A 25974-nucleotide genomic window follows, 5' to 3' on the forward strand; every position below is an offset into this window, starting at 1 on the left:
ACACCTCTTCTGTTATAAAAGCGAAAACTTTATTCGCTTACTGCTCATTTCATCCTGTTCTTACTTTAGCATCTGAAACAAATGAGCCAGCTTTTTCTTCAAACTCAAGCAGCGCAGCATCCAGTGAGTCAGCCACTTTCAATTTTGAAGATAACCTCTCTATTTCTTCTATTAATGCGCTCCCAACAACAATTCCGTCACATACCTTCGTCAGTTCATCTACATGTTCCCTTGATGAAACACCAAAACCGACAACGACAGGGACTGAAGCTTCTCGGGTTACCTCACTCAGAAAATCGAAAATGCGCTGATCAAACGTCTTTCTCGAACCCGTTACACCTAACGATGAAACACAGTATAGAAAGCCTTCAGCACTTGAAACAATTTTCTTGAGCCGCTGCACAGAAGTAGGGGCAACCATTGAAATAAAAGTGACTCCATGCTGCTTGCAGGACTCTCTTAACTCCCCGCTCTCCTCAAAAGGAAGATCTGGTATCAGCAGTCCGTCTATTGTGTTTTTCTCCGCTAAAGTAAAGAAGGATTCTTTTCCTAATTGTAACACAGGATTATAATACGTAAAAAGAATTATTGGAATAGTTAGACCTCTTTCACGCATGGAGGGTACAAGTTCCATGGCTTTTACAATATTCATTCCTTCTGACAGCGCTCTTTGTGATGCCCTCTGGATGACAGGCCCGTCCGCAAGGGGATCTGAATATGGGATGCCGAGTTCAATAGCTGCAGCTCCTGCTTTCTGAAGAGTAAGAGCGAGCCCGATTGTAGCTTCGCCATTCGGGTCGCCTGCTGTAATAAATGGGATAAATAATTTCTTATTTTGTTCCAGCTGCTTCTGCAAGTATTCCTGCATTCTTATCGCTCCCTTCAAGTGAACTCATTAGTGTATGAACATCTTTGTCTCCGCGTCCTGATAGACAAATGAGCAGTGTTTCGTCCGAATCCATTTCCTGCGCAAGCTGGAATGCTTTTGCGAGAGCATGAGCAGTTTCAATAGCCGCAAGAATTCCTTCTTCCTTGGCTAAGCAGGTTAAAGCTTCTAATGCCTCATCGTCTGTTACACTCTCATATTTCACTCGGCCGGTGTCTGCAAGGTGCGCATGTTCAGGTCCTATTCCAGGGTAATCAAGCCCTGCAGATATAGAATATGGTTCAATAATCTGTCCGTACTGATCCTGCAAAAGGTACGTGAGTGAACCATGAATAACCCCTTTTGTGCCTTTAGTGATTGTTGCAGCATGAAGAGGTGTATCAACGCCTTTACCGGCAGCTTCTACTCCTACAAGGTCTACATCTTCTTCAATGAAGGCTGCAAACATGCCGATCGCATTGCTTCCTCCGCCGACACATGCAACCACTTTATCAGGAAGGCAGTCCATTCGTTCAGCCAGCTGCTGCTTTGCTTCTTCTCCTATTACTCTTTGAAACTCTCTGACCATTTGCGGATAGGGATGAGGCCCGACTACTGAACCAATCATATAGAAATGATCCTCGCAATGCTGAACCCAGTATCTGATCGCCTCGTTTGTAGCATCCTTCAGTGTTTTATTGCCGCTGTGAACAGGAATGACTTCTGCCCCGAGCAGTTTCATACGAAAGACATTGAGCTGCTGTCTCATGACATCTTCTTCACCCATAAAGACTTTGCATTCCAGTCCAAACTTTGCTGCAACCGTTGCTGCCGCAACACCGTGCTGGCCTGCACCAGTCTCTGCAATGATCTTTGTTTTCCCCATTTTCTGTGCAAGCAGGGCTTGCCCAATTGCATTATTGATTTTGTGGGCGCCAGTATGGTTAAGATCCTCGCGTTTCAAGAAAATTTTTGCTCCGCTAAGTTTTTTCGTCACGTTTTCGGCATACGTCAATGCTGTAGGCCTTCCAGAATATTCAATTAGAAGACGATGATATTCATTCATAAATGCAGGATCTGCCACCGCTTCTGCAAATGCCTCTTGCAGCTCCTCAAGCGGCTGCATTAACGTTTCAGGTACATACTTTCCTCCAAATTCTCCAAATCTGCCAAATTCATCTGGAAACTGATACATGGTGATTCACCCTTTCTTCAAGCCTTGTCAACAAGGTCTCATCTTTTTTTCCGTTTTGTTCAATCCCGCTTGAAATATCGATTCCCGGCGGATGTAGTCCCAGCAGCTGATGAATATTGTCAGGTGCAATGCCTCCTGCAATGAAGAGCGTTTTGTTTAGCTCTTCAGCTGCCTGTATATAACACGGCACTTTTGACCAATCAAATGTCTGTCCTGTTCCTCCAAATGCGTCTTTGACTTTAGAATCAATCACAAAGCCGTCCGCTGCTTCTGCATATTTTTTCATATCAGACAGTGTTCCCTCGTAATGGGGCAATGCTTTCCATACTCTCCTATTAAAATGATGTTTGATATTAGCTATGTCTCTGACTGTTTCTGAGCCGTGGCATTGAATGACATCAATTGGAAGATTTTTCATTATATCTTCTATTTCATTCAGGCTGGCATTTACAAAAATCGCAACTAACTGTTTCTCCTTTATATCAACCGAATCAAGCCATTCTTTTACTTGATGGGCTTGCACCCTGCGCTTACTTTCGGCAAAGATAAGTCCGAGATAGTCTGCATTTGACTCGCTTGTCATTTTTAAATCTTCCAAAGAACGATTTCCGCACAGCTTAATCAAAGGCCTATTCATTTTCTTCTCCGTACAGGGCTTTGATGGCAAATGTTTGATCATTCTCCCGCATGAGGGATTCTCCGACTAAAATGGCATTAGCGCCTTCTTGCTGAACAGTCTTTACATCTTCAAATGTAAAAATCCCGCTTTCACTTACAAGCAGTGTATCTTTTGGAACGGATCTGCTTATCGTCTTTATTTGATGGATATCAGTCTTAAAGGTTGAAAGATCTCTATTATTCACACCAAGTATTTCTGGGGTGAACTCAGGCAGAAGCTTTTCCAGAACTGCCAGAGAATGCACTTCCACTAAAACATCCATGCCCAACTCATATGCATGCAAATACAGTTCGTGCAGCTCTCTTGCTTCAAGTGCCTCCCCTATTAAGAGGATGGCATCTGCTCCTATATTCTTGGATTCCTGAACTTGCTTGTGATCAATAATGAAATCCTTTCTTAAAACAGGGAGACTGACTTCTTTCTTAATTTCAGCTATAAAATCACGATGACCCTGAAAAAAGCTTTCATCCGTTAAAACAGAGAGACAATCTGCTTTTCCAGCTTCATATGCTTTTGCAATTTCCACCGGATGAAAGTTTTCTTTAATGACCCCTTTAGAGGGAGATGCCTTCTTTACTTCTGCAATTAAAGCCGGTTTTCGGTTTGATTGCTTCAGGGCATTGTAAAATGACCGTTCAGAAACGTTTATTCTTTCAGGAATAGTAAGCGAAAGGACTTCTTCCCGTTTCTTTTCAAGAATTTCAGTAAGCATATTGCTCCTCCTTCTTACTTTGAAGACGGGCGAGCTGACGATAGGCTGTGCCATTTTCGATTGCGTCCGCCGCTTTTTTCACTCCATCAGCAAATGAATCAGTCTTGCCTGCTATATATAAAGCAGCACCAGCATTCAGTGCAACAATGTCTGCTGCTGCCCCTTCGCGTTTCCCCTCGAATACATCGAGAATCAGTTTTGCGCTTTCTGCAGGACTCTCAACCTGGATATCTTTTAATTCGCCGCGTTCAAGACCCATCTCTTCAGGGGTTATTTCATAACGGTCAATCTTGCCTTTTTTCAGTTCAACAATATCTGTTACACCTGTAATGCTGCATTCGTCAAGGCCATCTCTTCCGGTTACAAGAAGAACATGCTCTGAGCCAAGTTCGCGAAGGGCATAGGCTATTTTCTCTGCATACTCTGTAGAAAACACCCCCATCACTTGGCGCTTCGCATTAGCAGGATTTGCTAATGGACCAAGTAGATTAAAGACCGTTCTAAAGCCAATTTCCTGCCTTGGACTTACGGCGTGCTTCATTGAAGAATGGTAGATTGGCGCGAACAGAAAACTCATATCATAAGCCTGCAGAGCGAGCTTCGCTTCTTCCGGTGTTGTTTGAATGGAGATTCCAAGCTGTTCAAGCACATCTGCACTGCCGCTTTTTGATGAGATTGCGCGATTGCCGTGTTTTGCTACTTTTGCTCCGAGAGAAGATGCAAGAATGGCTGATGCAGTCGAGATATTAAATGTCGATGCCCCATCTCCCCCTGTACCGCACGTATCAATCAGATCCTCTGCATAATCAATGCGGGTCATATGCTGTTTCATTGCCTTTGCAAAACCGACAAGCTCGTCAACCGTTTCGCCGCGGAATCTTAATATGGAAATAAAACTTGCGATTTGGCTGGAAGTGGCTTTTCCCTCCATTACCTGATTCATGGCAGCAGTTGCTTCTTCTTCTGTCAGCGTATGGCCTTCAATGCATTTGCTGAGTAATGTTTTCATTTTTGAGCCTCCTCCTTTTTGCCAAACACTTTTTCAGCAAGTTCAATCGTTTTGATTAAGGCACTTGCTTTATTTCTCGTCTCTTTCCATTCAAGTTCTGGCTTTGAATCAGCTACTATTCCAGCTCCTGCCTGAACATAGGCTTTTCCGCCCTGCAGCGCAATCGTCCTGATCGTAATACATGAATCTATATTCCCGTCAAAGCCAATATAAGCGATGCACCCTGCATAAGCGTTTCTTGCTGTTGGCTCAAGCTCCTGCAGAATCTGCATGGCACGGACTTTCGGGGCACCTGATACCGTTCCTGCAGGGAAAGATGACAGCAGGGCATCAATTGGATGTGTGCCGGTTTTTAATTGGCCGGTCACCTTTGAAATTAAATGCATCACGTGTGAAAATCGTCCGAGCTCCATTAACACCGGGGTTTTGACTGACCCGTAATCGGCAACTCTCCCAATATCATTTCTTGCCAGGTCCACAAGCATATAATGCTCTGCTTTTTCCTTTTCATCGCTGCGCAGATCTTCCTCAAGCCGCAGATCCTCTTCTTCTGTCTTTCCGCGTTTTCTGGTCCCTGCAATCGGGTGGATTTCCAAGTAGCCGTCCTGCACGTAGATCAGTCTTTCCGGAGAACTGCCGATCAGCTCAGTCTCATCAAATTTAATGTAGAACATATAGGGCGAGGGATTCACGACCCTCAGCATTCGATATAAATCGAAGCCTTTGGCCGTAATCGGCACTTCAAATCTTTGAGAAAGAACTCCCTGAAAGATATCGCCTGCTTTGATATAATCTTTGATTTTTTCAACTGAATTCAGAAAATCATTTTTTTCAAAATTGGAGCTTACTCCTTCGAACGAAACAGATGCCTGATCCATCGGAGAGAGCATCAAATCATTGAAGTCTCTTTTTTCGGTCAATTGTGAGATCAGCTGATTGATTTTAGCTTCAGCAATCTCATAGACTGCTCGCTTGCCTGCTTCTGATTCTTTTCCAGATAGACGTTCGTAATGAATAAAAGAGAGTGTTTTATCAATATGATCGAACGCTATCATCGTATGGCAAACGAATAATAAGCACTTTTTAAAATTTAAATCTTGATTGTCATGCTTTTGAACTCGTTCAAACATCGTGACAGAATCATATCCTAAATAGCCTACGGCTCCCCCTGCAAAAGGAATATCAAGATCTGGAAGCTTTACTTTTAAATAGCCGTCCATCCATAGGAAGATTTCTTTCAAAGAAGATGATTCATAGATTGTTTTTCTTTGCTTGGATCTCACACAGTAACGGTCATTTTCTTCCTCAATGAACAAAAAAGGATTTAATCCAATAAATGAATAACGTGACCACGACGATTCTTCATCTTTGCTTTCTAATAAATACACCGCTTCATCTTCAAACACTTTGAAGAGCTGAATAGGGGTAAACGTATCAACTTGAAAAGATTTAATAACAGGTATTGTTTGATAGCTTATACTATCTTGTTTAAATGAGGCAAAATCGGTATGAAACATAAGTACTCACTCCTCCAGCATTGTGGAGAATAAGTATTTAGGAGGTTTTAAGCGGAAACGCTACGGTAAAAAGAAAAAACCCAAAAACAAAAAATCTGTTTTTGGGTAGTCTTAACCGTAGCGGAAAATATAAAAGACCTCAGCTAAACTCATTCTCGGCTACCCTAAACTCATGCTAAACTAATTCCTTTTTGACTAAACTGATTTGACTCTCTCACTATACTCATCTAACGAACTGGAACATATTAGAAGCTTTCTTCTAATTTCTATTCTTGGGGTTTATCTTAATACACATGCTGTTTTCTGTCAACGAAATGATGGTGCCTCCGAGGGGACATTTATGCTCATCATAGTTAACAGATAAACTGATCTAGGGGCACTCATTTAAATGCTGATTTTATTCTTTCATCTGTTAAATCAGGTCTTAACACAATCGCTTTCCCCTGATAAACATGCTTTACTTCTTTTTGTTTTAGGCCGGTCTGCACTGTCATCATGACCCTGATGCACTTTTCAAGACTTCCTGCTACAGGGATTTCCTGCATGCACATGACAGGGACATATTCCCAGCCATCAAAGTTTCGCAGAGCTTTTGCTGGAAACACCGCATCTAAATCCCCTGTCATTGAGAGCAGGACAGATGCGACATCTTCAGGATCTACATTGTTTTTTTTAATCATTTCTAAAACCAGAGCTTCAGTTGCTTTGATGATTTGAGCTTCATCATTAAGTTCAACTGTTGCAGCCCCTCTAATTGCACGAATCAAACTGATCCCCCCTGTCTCCATGTTTCTAGCAAGGATTTTAATTGATCTCTTTCGAAAGGAGAAATTTCTGGTGCTCCGATCGTTCTTAACAAAACCATTGTGATCGTTCCGGAATGCGACTTTTTATCTTTTAGCATTCTGCTGATTAACGCATCAGTAGATAAGTTTTCCGGAACTTCAACCGGAAAGCCTAATTCTTTAAACCACTTTTTGATTTTTTCATATGGAAGATTCAATTTATAAACTCTTCCGCTTAGCCAAATCGCAAAAAGCATACCTATGGCAACACCATCACCGTGGCTGATCTTTCCATATCCTGCTTCTGCTTCAATCGCATGTCCCAGGGTATGGCCAAAGTTCAAATGAGCTCTCACACCAGTTTCCTTTTCATCTTCTTTTACGACTGCCGCTTTTACACGAATACCTTCAATAATTAGATGCTGAAGTTTTTCATCAATTAGATCATTAAGAACAGAAATTTCAGCAGTCAGCCAATGATAGAAATCAGCATTTCCAATTAGTCCATGCTTAATTACTTCAGCAAAGCCAGAACGAAGCTCATGACCTGGCAATGTTGATAAAAAAGCCAAATCATATATGACCGCACGGGGCTGATAAAACGCACCGATCATATTCTTTCCTTCTGGATGGTTAATGGCGACTTTTCCTCCGACGGCACTATCGTGTGCAAGCAGAGTAGTCGGAAGCTGAATAAACGGGATGCCTCTCATGTATGTTGCAGCAGCAAAACCAGCCAAGTCACCGATGACTCCTCCGCCGAATGCAAGAATGAGAGATTTCCGGTCAAGTCCAAGTTTAAGAGCGAATGATTGAATATTATAATAAGATTCAAATGATTTATATTCTTCCCCGCTAGGTACAATGTAGACTTCCGTCTTGTAAGAACTCCTCAGTAAATTCAGCAGCTGTTTACCATACAGGCTTTGAACAGCTGAATCAGCAATAATCAGGATGCTTGTAGGCTTAATTTCCCCAATTTGCTCAACCAGCTTTGTTTCAATGATATTTCTTCCTACTGAAACAGGATATGATCCGGATGCAGTTTCAATAAGCAAATTCTTCATTAGAACTTCCTCGCATACTCGCGCATTTCCTGAACGTGCTCACGAATCGAATCCATCCGGTCTGAACCGAATTGTTCAAGAATCGCATTTGCAATTTCCCATGCCACAACTGCTTCAGCGACAACACTTGCAGCCGGGACTGCACAGCTGTCAGAACGTTCAATACTTGCTGAAAATGGTTCTTTCGTTTCAATATCCACACTTTGAAGCGGTTTATAAAGAGTTGGTATCGGCTTCATGACCCCTCTGACCACAATCGGCATGCCAGTAGACATTCCGCCTTCTAAACCGCCTAAACGATTTGTTTTACGGGAGTATCCTGTCTCTTCACTCCAAATAATTTCGTCATGTACTTCACTGCCAAATCTTCGGGCTGCTTCAAAGCCAATACCAAATTCAACACCTTTAAAAGCATTGATGCTTACGATGGCTGCTGCAATTTTCGAATCAAGCTTGCGGTCGTAATGAACGTAGCTTCCTACGCCTGCAGGCATTCCTTCAACAATGACTTCCACAACACCGCCAATAGAATCGCCGTTGCTTTTTGCATCATCAATGGCCTGCATCATTTTCACTGCAGCATTCTCATCCAGGCAGCGAACAGGTGATTCCTCTGTGACCCGCTGTAACTCTTCTATTGAAGAATACTCTGTTTTTTCAGCTTTTATGGATCCTATTTCCACTACATGACCTGCCACTTTAATGCCAAGTTCTGCCAATAATTTCTTTGCTACTGCGCCTACCGCAACTCTTACAGTTGTTTCACGCGCAGAAGATCGCTCAAGCACGTTGCGTATATCACGGTGACCATATTTGATGGCGCCGTTTAAATCGGCATGACCAGGCCGCGGGCGGGTAATCTGGCGTTTAATATCTTTTTCTTCGCCATCTTCTAAAGGCTCTATGCCCATAATATTCGTCCAATGTTTCCAATCATTATTTTCAACTACAAGTGCGATTGGAGAGCCGAGTGCTTTTCCATGACGGATTCCGCTTGTAATCTGAACCTCGTCCTTCTCAATCTGCATTCTTCTTCCTCTGCCATGTCCCTTTTGTCTGCGCGAAAGATCGAGGTTAATATCCTCTGCAGTAATTGACAGCCCCGCCGGCACTCCTTCAACAATAGCGGTTAACTGCGGTCCATGTGATTCTCCTGCTGTTAAGTATCTCATCTAAAGCTCTCCCTTCAGCGCACTAACGCTTTTAAGTAACACTATACCATATGTATGAAAAATTGAATAGAAAGTTTATAGCTGTATTTTCCTGTAAAAAAAAGTTCCTGCTGATTCAAGGTCATATTGATGACTGCAGAAAATTTGTTCTGTACTCCCTATAAAAAAGATTCCCCTGTTTTTTAAAGCTTTTGAAAACTTGTGATAGAGCAAATTTTTCGCTTCTTCTGTAAAATAAATCAGCACATTTCGGCAAACGATTAAATCAAATTCGTTTTCAAAAGGGTCTGAGAGCAGATTGTGTTTTTTGAATTTTACCGTCTCAATAATTTCTTTACTAATTTGATAGCCTGCCCCATCCTGAGCAAAATATTTGCGTTTCATCTCTTCCGGCAGCTCAGAAAGGCTTCTTTCGGGATAAATTCCAAGCTTTGCTCTCGCTATGACATTTTCATCTAGATCTGTCGCCAGGATATGAATAGACCGAAATGGCAAATATTTTGACAGAATCATCGCTATCGTATAAGGTTCTTCACCGGTTGAACAGGCTGCACTCCATATTTTCAGCGGGCGGGATCGGTTTAGCATAGAAGGCAGCAATTCAGTCTCTAAAAGATCCCAGCGCTTTTTATTTCTAAAAAACTCTGTTACGTTAATCGTTATTCTGTCCAAAAGCTCATAGAGCAGTGACTTCTCTCTTTTTATTGCTGAATAATACTCTTTAAAATCCTTATATCCCCTTTTCAAATAAAGAGAGGTGATTCTTCTTTTCATTTGTGCCTCTTTATAAAAGGCAAGATCTATCCCTGTTAACTTCTTAAACTCTTTCTGAAATTGAATATAATCCATCTTTCTCAACTCTCCTGCGGAAATTCCCCTATGTACAGTATATCGGAAATTGTTAGATTCTTGTGAGGTACAGATAAAAAAATCTGAAAACTTATAAAGATTCGCGAGAAAGGTTTTAAAAGGAGGGATATTTGAATATGGGAAAAGCCAGCATCTCTGCTGGCTTTATGCGGATTAATAAATCCAATTATGAATATCTTTGTCGTATTCTACTAATTCTTCTTGATTGAAGAAAAGGTTAATTTCGCGCTCTGCACTCTCAGGTGAATCGGAACCGTGGATAATGTTTTTCCCGACGAATAAACCATAGTCGCCTCTGATTGTACCCGGCAATGCTTCGGCTGGTTTTGTTTTCCCCATCATTGTGCGTGAGATCTCAATCACATTTTCCCCTTCCCATACCATAGCGAAAACTGGTCCGGAAGTTATAAAATCAACAAGTTCCCCAAAGAACGGCTTCCCGTTGTGTTCTCCGTAATGCTGCTCTGCGAGTCCAACTGGGATTTGCATTAATTTTGCCCCAACTAAATGTAAGCCCTTACTTTCGAATCTTGAAATAATTTTTCCGATAAGCTGACGCTGAACGCCATCAGGTTTAACCATCATAAATGTTTTTTCCATCTTAATTTCTCCACCCCGCGATTGTTATGTATGGGCTTTCATGCCCCATGGAAATCGTATCATTTTTTCACTCTTTTCGCAATCGTATGGGGCGGAGGAATTTAAAATTTTCTTTTTCCAATATATTTTGCAATATTGGTTAAGGCAGATCTAGCTCTATTTTTCGGCAATTGGTTTAAAATGCTGAACCCTTTCTGAAGATACATGTCACTGACTTGGATGGACCGCTCAATTGCATCGGAAGTTGAGATGGCATCAATAATGTCCGCCATTTCCGCATGGGTCGCATCACTAGTTACCTTGCTGATTTTCTTTTTTAACTCGGGATTTTCCATTGCATAAAGAACGGGAAGGGTAATGTTGCCCTGAAGCAAGTCTCCGCCAACTGGCTTTCCAAGCTCTTCTTCTGTAGAGGTAAAATCGAGAATATCGTCTGTAATTTGAAAGGACATTCCTACATAATAGCCGAAAAGAAATAATTTTTTATGTATGGATTCAGGAACACCGCCGGCAATCGCTCCAAGCTGACAGCTGGCAGCAATCAATAACGCAGTTTTCCGTTTTATGCGTCTTAAATAAACACGCAGATTCTGGTCATAATCATACTTGTCTTTTATTTGTTCTATTTCACCAAGCGAAACTTCAACAATCGTTTTTGAGAGGATCTGATGAGCCGCAATATTTTCTAAAGATGTCATAATCTCAAGAGATCTTGCAAATAAGTAATCCCCTGTATACATTGCAATGCGGTTATCCCACTTTGCTTTTATTGTCGGTTTCCCGCGTCTGAGCTCGGCGTCGTCAATCACATCATCATGCACTAAAGATGCCATATGAATAATTTCTAGAGCGATGGCCACTTTTTTCACTTTATCGATATCATATTCGCCAAACATGGCAGAAAGCAATACAAAAACAGGGCGGATGCGCTTTCCCCCTGCCTGAAGAAGGTGAAGCCCAGCCTCGCTGAGCAGAGGCTCTGTTGAGCTTACCGTTTTTTCAAGTTCCTGTTCAATCAGATCAAGATCTGCATTTAAGAACGAATACACCATTTTAAATTTCATTCAATTCACCTAAATACTCGCATTTTTAAAACATGGCATTTTTAAAACATGGCTGTTTCATAATATTGTTGTGATTCATGCATGAATATGTCCGAAGTCTTTCCATTATAGAAGCAGACCGTCAGAACTATAAACAACAAAGCTAAAATAAGTGCCTAAATCATTTACAGCCGAGATGCATAGCCGCTACGCCGCCTGTAAATGGCTTCACTTCCACATCTTTTAAACCAGCATCTCTGAACATTTGTGCAAGTTCCCTCATTCCGGGAAAATCCCTTGCTGATTCCTGCAGCCATGAATATTCATTATAGCTTTTAGCAAACAGTTTTCCAAAAACAGGCATCACAAATCGGAAGTAACCATAGTAAAGCTGCTTAAATCCGATCATGGTCGGCTGTGAGGTTTCAAGGCAGACTACTTTTCCGCCCGGCTTTACAACACGGTGCATTTCCTTAAGCACAGTCATATAGTCAGGAACATTCCGAAGTCCAAATCCAATCGTAACATAATCAAACGTATCATCTTCAAATGGAAGTTCCATGGCATTGCCGTGAACTAATTCAATATTGGAGTAATTTTTTATTTTCTCTCTGCCAATCTTCAGCATATTGTTGCTGAAATCAAGTCCAACTGCTCTGCCCTTCTTCCCAACTGCATCAGCCATGGCAATTGTCCAGTCAGCTGTACCGCAGCAAACGTCCAGGGCAATCGAACCTTGTTTGACATTCATTCGTTTCATTGTTTCCCGGCGCCAGGCAATATGGCGCTGAAAACTGATAACCGAATTCATCTTATCGTAGTTTTTATATATTTTTTCAAATACAGAATGAACTCTTTCCTCTTTCGACTGCTGCATTTCATAAACCTTCTTCCGCGAGCGTAGTATACCTTATATCTTGATTGTACTTGAATGATTGCAATCTTGCTAATAAGACTTTCTGCAGAGAAGACGGCTGCTGAAAACAGCTTTCTAAAAGGTCGGCTGTCTCTTCAAAATAACGGTTGCAGAACTCTTTTAAATACACACCGGTAAATTCGATTGTGCCGATATTTTTCTTTTTTTTCTCCAAATTTTTCATGATGGATAAGGACTCTGCGCTGTATCTGTTTTTCTCAAGCGTCAGCCGTTTGTAAGACAGAAATTTAGTCGTCAGCTTAGAGAATAATCCTGCCTGAAAATAATCAGAAACATGCTGAAAAAGAGCTGTTTCTACTTTTATTATACTTGCAACGAATGAATCAAAATCACTTACAGTCTCTTCGTACAGGCGAATTTTATGTTCGTTAATCTCTTTTATTGCCGTTGCTAACGTTCGAATCATTCCAATGTCCTGCATTTCTGATAATAACGCGTAATACAGAGCGCTGAAGTAGTCTCCTGCAAGAACAATGAGCTGTCTTTGCATGAACTCTTCTTGCTTTAAATGAACGGAAGTGGATACTTCATCATGAGTATCAAGGGCAATTTGCACAAGCATCGCTGTAATTATGTAGTTCTCTTTTTTTTCATCTGGAAGATCAATCTGATCGAACAAAGCATAGAAGAGGAGCAGTTTATCTTCATCAATAACAGGAGAAGGTATATATTTTGCTAAGTATGGATGAGTGAGCTTTAAGTGTAACGCGTCTTTTATCTTAGCCATTTGTACATAGATGTCTTGCAAATGAATCACCCTTGTCCCCATGTAAATAGATATTTTTTCGAAAAAGCCAGCAACAGCAACAAACATTTACAGCTGAATACTACTCATTATACCATATCTGCAGCCCTCAGAAAATTATCTTCTGGAGTCGCTTTCTATTTCTCCGTAGCTTGTTTGAATAATGGCTTTCCCTCTTATCTTAATAGCAGATGTGTGTTCTGTAAATTGGGCAATCATTACCTCGCCTTTATCCAGCTTCTCTGAATGATGAAATCTAGTATCCGATCCGCGGGTCAGACCGATGACATTCACTCCATCCTCTACCGCTTTTATCACTAAAAAATCATTTGTGTTGTCTTTCATATGTTCACCCCCGAAACCTTATTCTTTGATAAATGATAATACTTCAGCTCTGGCTGCAGGATCTTTAACAAAAACACCTCTGACAGCGGATGTGATCGTTTTGCTTCCCGGCTTTTTGACTCCTCGCATTGTCATGCACATATGTTCAGCCTCTACAACCACCATTACGCCATGCGGTTCTAGAGAATCAACAATGCTCTCTGCAATCGTCGAGGTAATTCTCTCTTGAAGCTGAGGTCTTCTGCAAACTGCTTCCACAGCTCTGGCAAGCTTGCTCAGCCCTGTTACTTTTCCGCCTTTTGGTATGTATGCAATGTGAGCCTTTCCAAAAAACGGTACCAGGTGATGCTCACACATCGAATAAAATGGAATATCCTTGACTAACACTAGTTCTTCATGGTCTTCTCCGAACACCGTTTTAAAATGTTCTTTTGGATCTTCGCTAAGTCCAGAGAATACTTCGGCATACATTTTAGCAACACGTTTGGGAGTATCAAGAAGCCCTTCGCGATTTGGATCTTCCCCGATCGCCTCAAGTATGAGCCTTACCGCCTCTTCGATCTGCTTTGTATTGATTTGCCCCATAAATATCCTCCTAAAAAACAATATATTTGATACAGATTCTAGCATAGGTAAGAGATTAAAAGCAAAGAATGATGTATCTTGTGAAGTTTATAAGAGAGAGGATGTCAGGCTCATGTCTGCAATTTGTGCCAAAACAAAGGAAAAGCCCCTATAAAAGGGGCTATCCATAGCATTGTGTATGTAATTTATGCATCATACACGGGTAAGAGCACATTATTTTCCAGCAACAGCGTCTTTAAGAGCTTTACCTGGTTTGAACGCAGGCACTTTGCTTGCTGCGATTTCGATTTCTTCGCCAGTTTGTGGGTTGCGTCCTTTACGAGCCGCGCGCTCACGTACTTCGAAGTTACCAAAACCGATCAATTGTACTTTATCACCGTTTTTAAGTGCATCCAAAAGTGTATCGAAAACAGCATCAACAGCTTTCGTTGCATCTTTTTTTGATAATTCGCTAGCTTCTGCTACCGCGTTGATAAGTTCTGTTTTATTCATGCCTTTCACCTCCTCCCAAAGATTGATTGTTAAGCAATAAAAGCATTCTGTTATTTTCATTTCTTCACAGATTATGCAGAATCTATACATGATAGATAAGCATTTTACTGTTAACACGCTAATCTTATACGATTAACGGCTATAATTCAATGATTTTCCGCATGAATATTGGGTTTCTAGGAAGAATCGACCAATACAGAAAATAATTTCTGATAGTAGATTAACATATCCTTTTTCGCTAAGCAAGGAGAAACCTTTATAAAACCTATATAAATCAATAAGTGAAGGTGCTTTCAGCGAACGTGCATTCCCGCCCGGAACTTATTTTACAAAAAAATAATAGAAGATGCAAATATTATTTTGGAATATGTAAAACTTATTAAAAACACTAATACATATTGAGAAAGAAGTAAACATTAATTTTATTAAAATAAAATTTTGTAAGCTGATTGTCATTGAATTGAAAACTATTTTTAAAGACAAAAGATGACCACTTTTTTTGTGGTCATCTGTTCTCTTGCCTATTCTATAGGATAATCGCGATTAAACCGCCAGATCCTTCGTTAATAATGCGTTCAAGCGTTTCTTTCAGCTTATATCTGGCATTTTCAGGCATTAATGAAAGTTTTGCCTGAATTCCTTCTCTTACGATTGAACTCAGACTGCGTCCGAAGATATCGGAATTCCAGATCGACAGCGGGTTATCTTCAAAATCCTGCATCAAGTATCGAACCAGTTCTTCACTTTGTTTTTCTGTTCCGATAATTGGAGCAAATTCTGACTCCACATCCACTTTAATCATATGAATCGATGGGGCCACAGCTTTTAACCGAACTCCGAATCTTGCACCCTGCCTGATAATTTCCGGCTCATCAAGGCTCATGTCGCTGAGTGCAGGCGCTGCAATGCCATAGCCAGTTTGTTTTACCATTCTAAGTGCATCCGATACTTGATCATATTCCGCTTTCGCATAAGCAAAGTCCTGCATAAGCTGCAGCAAGTGATCTTTCCCCCGGATTTCTACTCCAACAACCTCTTTTAAAATTTGATCATATAAATCATCAGGCGCATACAGGTCAATTTCAGCAATGCCCTGCCCCATTTCAATGCCTGCAAGACTTGCCCGGTCAATGAAATCATATTCACTGAAATATCCTACCACTCGATCAACATCTCGTAGCCTTTTAATATCCTGAACCGTGTCTTTGACTGCTTCCTGATAGCTTTCCCGCAGCCAGTGATTGTCTCGGAGAACCATTACCCAGCTAGGCAGATTCACATTTACCTCCAGCACCGGGAATTCATACAGCGCTTCACGGAGAACGTTCATGACATCTGTCTCGCGGATACTTTCCACACTCATCGCAAGGACCGGAATGTCATATTTTTCACTGAGCTGTCTGCGGAGTGTTTCTGTTTCAGGATGATACGGCTGAACCGTATTAATAATCATAATGAAAGGCTTTCCGACTTCCTTTAATTCTTCGATGACCCGTTCTTCAGCATCAATATAATCTCTTCTTGGGATTTCGCCAATTGAGCCGTCTGTCGTAATGACGACACCGATAGTTGAATGCTCCTGAATCACCTTGCGGGTGCCGATCTCAGCCGCTTCATGGAAAGGAATCGGCTCCTCATACCACGGAGTATTGATCATTCTCGGTCCATTTTCGTCTTCATACCCTTTTGCTCCAGGTACTGTATAACCAACGCAATCTACCAATCTAATATTGACGTCAAGTCCCTCTTCAACATGGATTGAAACCGCTTGATTCGGAACAAATTTAGGCTCTGTCGTCATGATGGTTTTTCCAGCAGCACTTTGCGGCAGCTCATCCTGCGCACGTGCCTTATCTGCTTCATTATCAATATTCGGAAGCACGACTTGCTCCATGAACTTTTTGATAAAAGTAGATTTGCCTGTTCTTACTGCTCCCACTACTCCGAGATAGATATCGCCGCCAGTGCGCTCTGCGATATCTTTAAAAATATCTACCTTTTCCAAGTGATCCCCTCCCGATCATAGGCTTCTTGGGTTATTGACCGTCTGCTTCTTCGTGTTTTAGGACACTATATATTTATGACGTTGTCCTATTTATTTATGACAGTGATCTGAAATTTTTTTCATTTCATTTTTCTTATATGATTTTAAAAAATGAAAAACCCTTCTTTCAGAGTTTATTTCTCTTAAGAAGGGTTCATGACTTATTTATCTAAAAAGACAGGTTCATTTTTTTCATTGACTGTATAAGGCAATGAAAATGCAGGTACAAACGGAGAATCCTCGACCAGGAGATTGCGTATGTCTTCACCTTTTGCGGCTGCATTTTTCTTTTCACTTAGTGCTTTGTACAAATCAATGCGGTAATCAACGTATACTTCCCCTGTATTATCAATGACAAAAGGCAGTGTTTCGCCCGAATAAGGGCTTACAGCATGAGGTGCTTCCTCATAGCCAAGCTTCTTGTAGTCCAGGGTAAACACGTTTTCAGCTACAACCTCTTTATAAGGCGGATAGCCGCCGCTCGATGCTTTATACACATTTAATCTCGTTTTTAGATCACGTATTGCTTCTGAGATTCTGAGGTCAATCAGTTTTACCGTCGGGTTTTCCTCCACATCAACAAGCACATACAAATAAATTCCGCCGCTTTCATAGGATGTTCCAGGCTGTTCAGCCATGTATTTAGGCACTAACTGGGCAAAATCAACCGGGTATTTCTGATAAATAGGCGTTTTCATATCTCTTGTTTTGATCGGAAGCAGTCCTCCGGAATCTTCTTTAAAACGGTCAACCGTATTTTGAACTCCTGCAATCTGATCTTCATAGGGAACCTGATTCTGGCTTAGCTCCTGATCAGGATACAAGCAGCCTGAGAGCATTGTCATAATTAAAAAAACAAGTAACAAAGTAGCAAGCTTTTTCATAAAAATCTTCCTTTATAGTGAAGTTCTTTATTCATTAACAGGCCCGCTGAAAACAACGAATACAATCAACAACCCTGCTAGAATCATAAAAAAATAAGCAATTGCAGCAAAAGCAATTTTTAAAAACCCTTTCATTTTAAATCTGCTGAAATAGATTGATATAATCGCAACAAACATAAACCCCATTGAAGCGAGAGCAATCCACATCTTCATCAACGCTGGACTCATTCCCTTACCTCCCCTTATTATCCGAAAAATATTATATCACAAGAAATGCGGAATCGCCTGTTTACTTAGAAAAGCGGAACCGACTGCTTAGCTCCGACAGACAGATAAGGAGCAGACTGGAAAGTCCGGGTTTGACTTTTCAGGCTGATCCGTTCTGGCCGAGGAGTTAGGAGGTGGAGCTGGACAATATGTACATTTTAGCTGAATTCTCAAGAGCTGATTACCATAAAAAGATAAATCAGCAACTTAGCCGATCCTTTGCTTCTCTATGTATACCGCACTTCCAATAAACACAACGGCTTATCCCTTTTCATAACAAAAAAAACCGAAGTAAAGAGGGGGCAGCTTTACTTCAGCCATGTTTTTGCTTCGGACTAATCGAAACCCATTGATTAGAGCAACTCATAATTTACTACGATGCATTTTATGCGAATTTCAGAGCATTTGCATCCTCTAATGCCTATTTTTGTGGATAAAGTAAGCCATTTTAATGGGCAGAGAGGAAACGTAAGTATGTGATTCAATGCTTTAGTGTGATTCACGCATTTGCACCTAGTGGTCCGTTTCATGAGTAAGATTGTTATTCTTTCACAAACTCAAGCTATTCTATGCATTCCCCGGCCCTTGTGCCACAAGAGTCAACTGCGATTTTCACTAATATTCACAAGATCTTCCATTTCGTGTGTTTTCACTCTGGCCATGAGGGAATCAACGGCATCTTTTACTTCTTTATCGTTGAATAAGACATCATACAGAGCTTCTGTAATCGGCATTTTCACTTCATATTTTTGGGCAAGCTGATAGGCTGCCTTTGTCGTTCTGACGCCCTCTACGACCATGCCCATATTTTCAAGAACATCCTCAAGCTTTTGGCCTTTTCCAAGCAAATTGCCTGCTCTCCAGTTTCTTGAGTGAACACTTGTACAAGTTACAATTAAGTCACCTATACCTGTGAGACCTGAAAACGTTAACGGATTTCCGCCCATCATACTGCCTAGACGCGCTATTTCAGCAAGACCTCGCGTAATAAGAGCTGCTTTGGCATTATCTCCGTAACCGAGACCGTCTGTGATACCTGCTGCAAGTGCAATGATATTTTTCAGTGCTCCGCCAATCTCAACTCCTATGACATCAGGGTTTGTATACACTCTGAAATGCTGATTCATAAATAAATCCTGAATAAGCTCTGCTGCTTCAAGGTTATCGGAAGATGATGTAACCGTTGTCGGCTGTCTCAAGCTCACCTCTTCAGCATGGCTTGGCCCTGATAAAACCACTACATCCTGAAGGAGGTTAACAGGCACTTCCTCTTTAATAATATCAGATATGCGCAGGAGGGAATCCGGCTCAATTCCTTTGCTAACATGGACAATCGTCAATTTATGATCGATCACTTTTATGACATCCTGAAGAACTTCTCTTATTGCTTTAGTCGGAACAGCCAAAACCGCGATATTTACTGAATTCAGTGCTTCAGCTAAATCTGTATAGCCTTTGATAGCGTCTGAAAGCTCTACATCAGGCAAATATTTTTGATTCCGGTGTGTTTCATTAATTTGCTGAATCAGCTCTTTGCGATGCCCCCATAGTCTTACTTCATGATTATTATCTGCGAGTACAATACTAAGCGCTGTTCCCCAGCTGCCTGCACCAAGAACGGCAATTCGTTCCATCCCTATTCACCCCTATTATTTTCTGGCTCTTGCGAAAATCTTAATTGGCGTGCCTTCAAAACCAAATGCATCACGGATTCTGTTTTGCAGGAATCGCTCATATGAAAAATGCATTAATTCAGGTTCGTTAACAAAAATAGCAAATGCCGGCGGCTTAACAGCAACCTGTGTAGCATAATAAATTTTCAATCTCTTGCCTTTATCAGTAGGCGTAGGATTCATCGCTACAGCATCCATGATGACATCATTCAAGACGCTTGTTTCAACACGCAGAGAGTGATTTTCACTGGCCAGAATGATTTTTGGCAGCAGTGTATGGATGCGCCGGGTCGTTTTTGCCGACAGGAAAACGATTGGAGCATAGTCCAGGAATAAGAAATGCTCTCTAATGTTCGTTTCGAAATCTTTCATTGTTTTTTCATCTTTTTCAACTGCATCCCATTTATTCACGACAATTACGACTGCACGACCTGCTTCATGTGCGTAGCCTGCAATTTTTTTATCCTGCTCGATAATGCCTTCTTCCCCGTCAATGACAACTAGAACGACATCTGAACGATCGATGGCTTTTAGGGCGCGGAGAACACTGTATTTTTCAGTGGACTCGTATACTTTTCCCTTTTTTCTCATGCCGGCAGTATCAATAATAACGAAATCCTGTCCTTCATACCGGTAGCTTGTGTCAACTGCGTCCCTCGTTGTACCTGCAATGTTGCTCACGATTACACGGTCTTCTCCAAGGAGTGCATTCACAAGCGAAGATTTACCGACGTTTGGACGTCCGATTAAACTGAACTTGATTGTTTCATCATCGTATTCTTCCGTCACAATATTTTTGAAATGCTCTGCAACTGCATCAAGCAAATCTCCAAGTCCCAGACCATGTGATCCTGAAATTGGGAACGGCTCTCCAAATCCAAGTGCATAGAAATCATAGATGCTGGCTCTCATTTCAGGGTTGTCCACTTTGTTTACAGCAAGTACAACCGGCTTTTTGCTGCGGTAGAGTATTTTTGCCACTTCTTCATCTGCAGCGGTCACACCTTCTCGTCCGTTTGTCAGAAAAATAATAACATCCGCTTCATCAATCGCAATTTCAGCCTGCTGACGAATTTGAGCTAAAAACGGCTCATCTCCAATATCAATTCCACCTGTATCAATTAAGTTAAATTGATAGTTCAGCCATTCTCCTGAACTGTATATTCTGTCTCTTGTTACTCCTGGTATATCTTCGACGATTGACACACGCTCGCCAACGATTCGATTAAAAATCGTCGATTTCCCGACATTCGGTCGGCCGACGATTGCAATTACCGGTTTAGCCATAGCAATCTTTCCTTTCAACTTGCAGTTTATGTATTTTAATGCGGGCAACATATAAGTTCATATCTTACATTATAAGCTTTCCCTTTTCATGAAAGAAACCCTTCTCTATTTTCGGGAAGGGCTTAACTTTTATATATTAGCAGAGTTTAGCATGTTGTACAACTCAATGCTTTACAATAATGTACAGGTCTTCGCCAATTCCGTGAGCTATTCCATCTAAAATCGCTTCTAGATTTTTTGCGTAAAAATCCATTTCTTCTTTTGTTTTGACTACAAAGACGGCTGTTCCGCCTGTTACTTTCTCAGGGCTTGTCGTTACCGCTGCCAGAATATATTTTTCGAGTGATGTGTTCACTTTTTAAGACCTGCCTTTTTTATTCGCCTTGGATTCACTTGGCATTCTAATTGCATTTTCAAGCGTAGGAACTTCTCCAATAACCGTTTTAGCAAGCTCAATGTCTCCTCCTTGTGGAAGGACAAATACACCTACTCTTCCATCATCCAAATCACGTTTAGCAAGCGGAACCAATGATGGCTCACCAGAATCGCGATGCACACCAAGAGCTGTGGACACATCGTGCAGAATCGCCTGTCTTTGGCCAAGATTTGCAATGGTCGTTCTTGCATTGTAATTTTTCGGAGTCAAAATAAAGCCCATGCCATATTTCAATACAGCTTCCTGCTTTTCAGGTATCCCAATATTCATTATATAAATGTTATCAATATATAAACCTGCGCCTTCAAAATGAGGTTCTTTATATTCAATCTGGACGATATCCTTCATTTTGCTGCCGGCCATTAGTTTTTTTGAAATGATCAGACATATTACACCTGCTGCGAGAGCTGCCCAAATGTTAAAAACTAAATACGCAAAGGTAGTCGTTAATGAAGTAAAAATCACAAGGTAATTTCTGCTTTCAAAGGCAACGGCAATTCCCTCAATATATGTGTTGCCTCTGGGAACAAGCTCATATCCGTCCAGCTCTGACAGAGTATTCCGTTCCATATTTCTGACTTCTCTGAATTGCGAAGCAGCAAGCGTGAGAAAGGTAATCGCCGTAAATTCTTCCTCCATTATTGCCGGGATGGCAATTGTGCCAAGACCGGCTGCAATAAATCCCAAAGCAACATGAATTATTTTACCGTGCAGATAGGTAGGGTACTGCCTGTAATCTGTTCGGAGCATATACAATCTTGAAATAACCCCAAAAGCAACACCGAATAAAATCGGATAAGTATACTCATTCATATTAAGCCTGCTTCCCCTTTGCTGATTTTTGAGCCTGCTGATTAAATGACGCCATAATTTGTTCTAAATAAGTCCACGCACATACGATAAAACATCCAATCGCAGCCATATTCAAGTAATCAGCTGTTCCGATTGTTAATCCATCATGAAATTTACCCAGGATAACCCAGAACAATAATTCACCCTGGCTCATGGAGAGGACCAGAAGCCCTATACGTTCGGGCATACTTTTCCCCAGATAAATCGCTAATATACTGATAACACTGATAATGATAAAAAAACGATCGACTATAAACCATACTGGATCAAAAATTTCGAATAAATGTATGCCTGCATAGGCACTGGTTAACGTCATCACAGAAAAAAAGTGATAAACCTTCCGCTTGCATTCCGAAGCTAAATAATACCCGATGCATAGAGCCAGGATAAAGGAAACTCTAAGCGAAAAAGAAGAAACCTCTATAAACATTTCTCCAGATGCTATGCATACTAAAATAACGGCTGATATCATTGTTCGCCTTATAGATTTTTTCAGGAAAAAAGCTGCGATAATCCAAGCCCCCCACAAAATCCAATAATAAAAGACATTTTCCACCATTCTCACTCCTATTCTTACCATTATGGGTGGATTCTTTGATCTTTAATCCGCTTATTGATTGAAAAGGGCTGTTTATACCTAGAATTTTTTCCTGGATGATAGAATGCTCTATCACAAAATTGAATTCATGGAGAATGGATGCTTGAGTCATACTAAAGGAGTAAAAGGAGGGATATGTAATGGGACGTGACCGTCAGGAAAAAAAGCTGAAAGCGAGCAAAAGAGTTGAATCTGACCGAGATCAATCACTTAATTACAAAGGAGCCACTTCTTTAGAGAGCCCTGAGGAATCAAGAGCGCGAAACAAATAGGAAAGCGAAGCAGCCCGTTTTTCTCAAGGCAAACCAAAAGGCGTCTAATAAAAAGGCGCCTTTTTTTCAAAACAAAATCCGCACCCTTTAATAGGATGCGGATTCTTATTTTTCAATAATTCGATTGCTGAAGAATTTTGTATCAACATTGCGCTCATTTAATATATGATGAGTCAAACCCGATAAAATGATCGGTGCATTTTGCAGTTGACTGATGCTTCCAGCTCCGAGCGCTGTCATAATCATTCTTAAATCATTCTGAACGTTTTTAATTTCTGAAACAAGAGCATCATAGCCGTCTTCAATTAATATTTTCAAAAAGAATCCTGCTATCCCTGCGCTGGATGCGCCGAGAGAAATTGCTTTTGCTATATCCATCGCGTTCTGTATGCCTCCGGAACCGAGAATGGAAATGCCATTAACAGAAGATTTGAGTTCGGCAATTGAAACAGCGGTTGGAATTCCCCAGTCATTGAAATAAGATAACAGTCTGCTTCTTCTTTCATTTTCAATTTTCGCAAAGTTCGTTCCGCCGAAGCCTCCGACGTCTATAGCTGCCACGCCGGCATCTCTCAGCTTTTCGGCAGCTTCTCGGTTCATTCCGAATCCGACTTCTTTTACGATAACCGGAACCTCTGACGCTTCTGCAATCGCAGAAATTCTTTTTAAAGCACCGCTGAAATCCCTGTCTCCTTCAGGCATCACTAATTCCTGAACAACATTTAAATGAATTTGAATGGCGTTTGCCTCGATCATATCAATGGCCGTTTTTGCCTGATCCGGCGTTGCTTCGCTTCCAAGGTTTGCAAAAAGAAATCCCTTTTGATTGACCTTCCGTACAACTTCATAAGAAGGCCTTTCTGAAGCATCGCGAATAGCAGACATTTGTGAACCGACAGCAAGCGGTATTCCGCACTCAGCAGCGGCGGTAGACAAAGCCTCATTAATTTTGACGGTTTCTGTTCCGCCTCCGCCTGTCATTGCATTGATAAAAATTGGCGAACTTAGAACAAGTTCGCCAATTTCAGTGTGCAGATCAATGTGATGAACAGCAGTATCAGGCAAGCTCTGGTGCAGAAACATGACATCATCAAATCCATTTTCTCTCAGCTGCCCTGTTTTTAATGCATGTTGTATATGGTCGATCTTTCGCTTAGCTCTGCTCACAGTCATCACCGTTTATTTCAATTTATTTAATTTATCGCCAATCATTTCGCCTAATTGAAAACCTGAAGACTCTTCTTTAGCCTGATAATTGCGGTAATCCTCTTCATCGGCTTTAGATGGGCCTTCTAATTCTCTAATACTCAGGGAAATTCGCTGTTCGTTTTCATTTACATCCAATACCTTCACTTTTACTTCTTCATTCTCTGAAAGCACTTCATGCGGTGTGCCGATGTGCTTATTCGAGATTTGAGAAATGTGAACAAGTCCTTCTACACCAGGCAGAATTTCTACAAATGCACCGAAAGAAACTAAACGTTTCACTGTGCCGTCTAAAACATCGCCTGCTTTTACTTTATCAGCAATGTTTTCCCAAGGTCCAGGAAGTGTTTCTTTAATAGATAGTGAGATTCTTTCGTTATCACGGTCAATCGATAACACTTTCACTTGAACTTTTTGTCCTTCTTCTACAACTTCAGACGGTTTATCAACGTGATTATGTGAAAGCTGTGAAATGTGAACCAGCCCGTCAATGCCGCCGATATCGACAAAAGCTCCGAAATCAGTCAGACGCTGAACCGTTCCCTCAAGCACTTCGCCTGCTTTAATCATATCTAATCTTTGCTGTTTCTTTTCGCCGTGTTCTTTTTCAACTACAGCGCGATGGGATAGGATGACACGATTTTTCTCGCGGTCAATTTCCACAACCATCAGTGACAGCGTTTTACCTTTATAGTCAGAAAAATCTTCAACAAAGTGAGATTCCACTAATGATGCAGGGATGAATCCTCTTACACCAAGGTCAACCACGAGGCCTCCCTTAACAACATCCTTGACTTCCGCTTCAAACACTTCTTTTGATTCGAATTTAGTCTGCAGCTGATCCCAGGCAAGATCTGCGTCAATTGCTCTTTTAGAAAGGATTAATGCTTCATCCTCGACTTTTGTCACTTTTAACTGCAATTCTTCATTTTCACTTACAACATCAGAAGCTTTTTCAACGTGCAGACTGGATAGTTCACTTATAGGAATAATACCCGTATGCTTCACGTTGTCAATTTCAACAATTACCTGTTTGTCTTCCACCTTGGTAACGATCCCTTTCAGAATATCACCAACTTCCGGTGTTTTTACTTCTACATCATTCATGTCTTCAACCATTCCAATTACCTCCTTGGTCACAACCCACGACTTAGTTGGATATGTATGAAATCACTTTTTAGAATAAAGTGAAAATACTCTTTTTACTAACTTCTAATAAATGTTACATTTTGTCAAGTAGTAAGACTCTTAAGAGCGATGTTTTTCGAGAAGTTCTGCAATTTTTGACATGATCAGCTCAGTTGCCTCTTCAGCCGTTGCTTTTCTTTCTCTTAAAGGATCAAGATTGATAGGTTCACCGAAGAAAACTTTTACTTTATTAAATGGCTTATAAGTGCCGATGACCGCACAGGGCACTACTAAAGCATTAGATCTGAGGGCAAAAAAACCTGCTCCCGCAAGACCTTTTCCAAGCTGGCCGTCTTTGCTTCTAGTTCCTTCCGGAAATAATCCCAAAACGCCTCCGTCTTTTAGCACATTTAAACCATTTCTTAGTGCTTCACGGTCACTCATGCCTCTTTTAACAGGGAATGATCCTACTTTTCTGACTATACCCCCTAGGACAGGGACTCGAAACAATTCTTCTTTCGCCATAAAATGCACTTGCCTTGGAGCTGATATCCCAACTGTAGGAGGATCTAAATTATCAATATGATTCGAACATAAAAGGACCGCGCCTTCTTTAGGAAAATGCTCTTTCCCTTTTACCTCGATCCGGTAAAGCGGAAAGAACACAGATGCTACAACACCTCTGGCAAATTGATAAAAGTTCATTTTC

At 41.1% G+C, this 25974-nt stretch carries 29 protein-coding genes; 1 reads left to right on the plus strand and 28 read right to left on the minus strand.

What is annotated here, in order from left to right:
- Window positions 1–49: 49 nt before the first annotated feature.
- The 25 genes from trpA to QLQ22_RS16720 all read right to left on the minus strand — a co-directional run bounded on the left by trpA (window position 50) and on the right by QLQ22_RS16720 (window position 22617).
- Window positions 50–868: a tryptophan synthase subunit alpha gene (gene trpA, locus QLQ22_RS16600; RefSeq protein ID WP_223436276.1), complete on the minus strand. Its 819-nt coding sequence runs from the start codon at window positions 866–868 to the stop codon at window positions 50–52.
- Entirely contained in the window at window positions 831–2060 is a 1230-nt protein-coding gene (gene trpB / locus QLQ22_RS16605; protein WP_284015221.1) for a tryptophan synthase subunit beta, read from the minus strand. The genes trpA and trpB overlap by 38 nt, the downstream gene beginning before the upstream one ends.
- Entirely contained in the window at window positions 2041–2697 is a 657-nt protein-coding gene (locus tag QLQ22_RS16610) for a phosphoribosylanthranilate isomerase (RefSeq protein WP_284015222.1), read from the minus strand. Before QLQ22_RS16610 ends, trpB begins: the two co-directional genes overlap by 20 nt.
- The gene (gene trpC, locus QLQ22_RS16615) at window positions 2690–3451 is read right to left on the minus strand and encodes an indole-3-glycerol phosphate synthase TrpC (protein WP_284015223.1); all 762 of its coding nucleotides are present in this window, start codon (window positions 3449–3451) and stop codon (window positions 2690–2692) included. Before trpC ends, QLQ22_RS16610 begins: the two co-directional genes overlap by 8 nt.
- Window positions 3441–4460, minus strand: a complete 1020-nt coding sequence (gene trpD / locus QLQ22_RS16620) for an anthranilate phosphoribosyltransferase (protein WP_284015224.1) — start codon at window positions 4458–4460, stop codon at window positions 3441–3443. Before trpD ends, trpC begins: the two co-directional genes overlap by 11 nt.
- Window positions 4457–5977 carry an anthranilate synthase component I gene (trpE, locus tag QLQ22_RS16625; RefSeq protein ID WP_223436286.1) on the minus strand — a complete coding sequence of 507 codons (1521 nt, stop codon included), beginning with the start codon at window positions 5975–5977 and terminating at the stop codon, window positions 4457–4459. The genes trpD and trpE overlap by 4 nt, the downstream gene beginning before the upstream one ends.
- A 380-nt stretch (window positions 5978–6357) precedes the next feature.
- Window positions 6358–6744, minus strand: a complete 387-nt coding sequence (gene aroH / locus QLQ22_RS16630) for a chorismate mutase (RefSeq protein ID WP_284015225.1) — start codon at window positions 6742–6744, stop codon at window positions 6358–6360.
- Window positions 6741–7829 (minus strand): 3-dehydroquinate synthase, encoded by a 1089-nt coding sequence (aroB, locus tag QLQ22_RS16635; protein ID WP_284015226.1) that lies wholly within the window; start codon window positions 7827–7829, stop codon window positions 6741–6743. Before aroB ends, aroH begins: the two co-directional genes overlap by 4 nt.
- A complete protein-coding gene (gene aroC / locus QLQ22_RS16640; RefSeq protein ID WP_223436293.1) occupies window positions 7829–9001 on the minus strand; it encodes a chorismate synthase in 1173 nt (390 codons plus the stop codon). Before aroC ends, aroB begins: the two co-directional genes overlap by 1 nt.
- A gap of 75 nt (window positions 9002–9076) precedes the next feature.
- Window positions 9077–9850 (minus strand): CheR family methyltransferase, encoded by a 774-nt coding sequence (locus QLQ22_RS16645; protein ID WP_284015227.1) that lies wholly within the window; start codon window positions 9848–9850, stop codon window positions 9077–9079.
- Between the two features lie 174 nt (window positions 9851–10024).
- Window positions 10025–10471, minus strand: coding sequence for a nucleoside-diphosphate kinase (ndk, locus tag QLQ22_RS16650; protein ID WP_223436297.1), 447 nt, complete (start codon window positions 10469–10471; stop codon window positions 10025–10027).
- 101 nt (window positions 10472–10572) lie between these two features.
- Window positions 10573–11535, minus strand: coding sequence for a heptaprenyl diphosphate synthase component II (hepT, locus tag QLQ22_RS16655; protein ID WP_284015228.1), 963 nt, complete (start codon window positions 11533–11535; stop codon window positions 10573–10575).
- Window positions 11536–11695: 160 nt separating this feature from the next.
- Complete coding sequence (locus QLQ22_RS16660) at window positions 11696–12391, minus strand: demethylmenaquinone methyltransferase (RefSeq protein ID WP_284015229.1); 696 nt, start codon at window positions 12389–12391, stop codon at window positions 11696–11698.
- A gap of 1 nt (window position 12392) precedes the next feature.
- On the minus strand, window positions 12393–13199 hold the full coding sequence (locus tag QLQ22_RS16665; RefSeq protein ID WP_223443522.1) for a heptaprenyl diphosphate synthase component 1: 807 nt from the start codon (window positions 13197–13199) through the stop codon (window positions 12393–12395).
- 114 nt (window positions 13200–13313) lie between these two features.
- On the minus strand, window positions 13314–13541 hold the full coding sequence (gene mtrB / locus QLQ22_RS16670; RefSeq protein ID WP_133310347.1) for a trp RNA-binding attenuation protein MtrB: 228 nt from the start codon (window positions 13539–13541) through the stop codon (window positions 13314–13316).
- Window positions 13542–13559: 18 nt separating this feature from the next.
- Entirely contained in the window at window positions 13560–14126 is a 567-nt protein-coding gene (folE, locus tag QLQ22_RS16675) for a GTP cyclohydrolase I FolE (RefSeq protein WP_223436302.1), read from the minus strand.
- Between the two features lie 213 nt (window positions 14127–14339).
- Window positions 14340–14618, minus strand: a complete 279-nt coding sequence (hbs, locus tag QLQ22_RS16680; RefSeq protein WP_029280242.1) for a non-specific DNA-binding protein Hbs — start codon at window positions 14616–14618, stop codon at window positions 14340–14342.
- A 526-nt stretch (window positions 14619–15144) separates the two neighbouring features.
- Window positions 15145–16623, minus strand: a complete 1479-nt coding sequence (spoIVA, locus tag QLQ22_RS16685; protein ID WP_223436304.1) for a stage IV sporulation protein A — start codon at window positions 16621–16623, stop codon at window positions 15145–15147.
- A gap of 200 nt (window positions 16624–16823) precedes the next feature.
- Window positions 16824–17546, minus strand: coding sequence for a hypothetical protein (locus QLQ22_RS16690; protein WP_252207149.1), 723 nt, complete (start codon window positions 17544–17546; stop codon window positions 16824–16826).
- A gap of 27 nt (window positions 17547–17573) precedes the next feature.
- Complete coding sequence (locus tag QLQ22_RS16695; RefSeq protein ID WP_223436309.1) at window positions 17574–17774, minus strand: DUF2768 domain-containing protein; 201 nt, start codon at window positions 17772–17774, stop codon at window positions 17574–17576.
- A 638-nt stretch (window positions 17775–18412) separates the two neighbouring features.
- The gene (locus QLQ22_RS16700; RefSeq protein ID WP_223436311.1) at window positions 18413–19447 is read right to left on the minus strand and encodes an NAD(P)H-dependent glycerol-3-phosphate dehydrogenase; all 1035 of its coding nucleotides are present in this window, start codon (window positions 19445–19447) and stop codon (window positions 18413–18415) included.
- A 15-nt stretch (window positions 19448–19462) separates the two neighbouring features.
- Window positions 19463–20773 carry a ribosome biogenesis GTPase Der gene (gene der / locus QLQ22_RS16705; RefSeq protein WP_223436313.1) on the minus strand — a complete coding sequence of 437 codons (1311 nt, stop codon included), beginning with the start codon at window positions 20771–20773 and terminating at the stop codon, window positions 19463–19465.
- 163 nt (window positions 20774–20936) lie between these two features.
- A complete protein-coding gene (locus QLQ22_RS16710) occupies window positions 20937–21128 on the minus strand; it encodes a capping complex subunit for YIEGIA (protein WP_223436315.1) in 192 nt (63 codons plus the stop codon).
- 3 nt (window positions 21129–21131) lie between these two features.
- Window positions 21132–22022, minus strand: a complete 891-nt coding sequence (locus QLQ22_RS16715; protein ID WP_223436317.1) for a YIEGIA family protein — start codon at window positions 22020–22022, stop codon at window positions 21132–21134.
- A gap of 1 nt (window position 22023) precedes the next feature.
- A complete protein-coding gene (locus QLQ22_RS16720) occupies window positions 22024–22617 on the minus strand; it encodes a YphA family membrane protein (protein WP_284015230.1) in 594 nt (197 codons plus the stop codon).
- A gap of 182 nt (window positions 22618–22799) precedes the next feature.
- On the opposite strand from QLQ22_RS16720, the gene QLQ22_RS16725 reads away from it, so the two are divergent.
- Complete coding sequence (locus tag QLQ22_RS16725; protein ID WP_223436322.1) at window positions 22800–22931, plus strand: YpzI family protein; 132 nt, start codon at window positions 22800–22802, stop codon at window positions 22929–22931.
- Between the two features lie 105 nt (window positions 22932–23036).
- On the opposite strand, the gene fni is transcribed toward QLQ22_RS16725, so the two are convergent.
- The 3 genes from fni to QLQ22_RS16740 all read right to left on the minus strand — a co-directional run bounded on the left by fni (window position 23037) and on the right by QLQ22_RS16740 (window position 25970).
- Window positions 23037–24098, minus strand: coding sequence for a type 2 isopentenyl-diphosphate Delta-isomerase (fni, locus tag QLQ22_RS16730; RefSeq protein ID WP_284015231.1), 1062 nt, complete (start codon window positions 24096–24098; stop codon window positions 23037–23039).
- Window positions 24099–24110: 12 nt separating this feature from the next.
- Window positions 24111–25256: a 30S ribosomal protein S1 gene (gene rpsA, locus QLQ22_RS16735; protein WP_223436327.1), complete on the minus strand. Its 1146-nt coding sequence runs from the start codon at window positions 25254–25256 to the stop codon at window positions 24111–24113.
- 129 nt (window positions 25257–25385) lie between these two features.
- On the minus strand, window positions 25386–25970 hold the full coding sequence (locus QLQ22_RS16740) for a lysophospholipid acyltransferase family protein (RefSeq protein WP_223443524.1): 585 nt from the start codon (window positions 25968–25970) through the stop codon (window positions 25386–25388).
- Window positions 25971–25974: the final 4 nt, after the last annotated feature.

The sequence above is a fragment of the Metabacillus hrfriensis genome (assembly GCF_030127205.1).
GTDB classification, from domain to species: Bacteria; Bacillota; Bacilli; order Bacillales; family Bacillaceae; genus Bacillus_P; species Bacillus_P dongyingensis.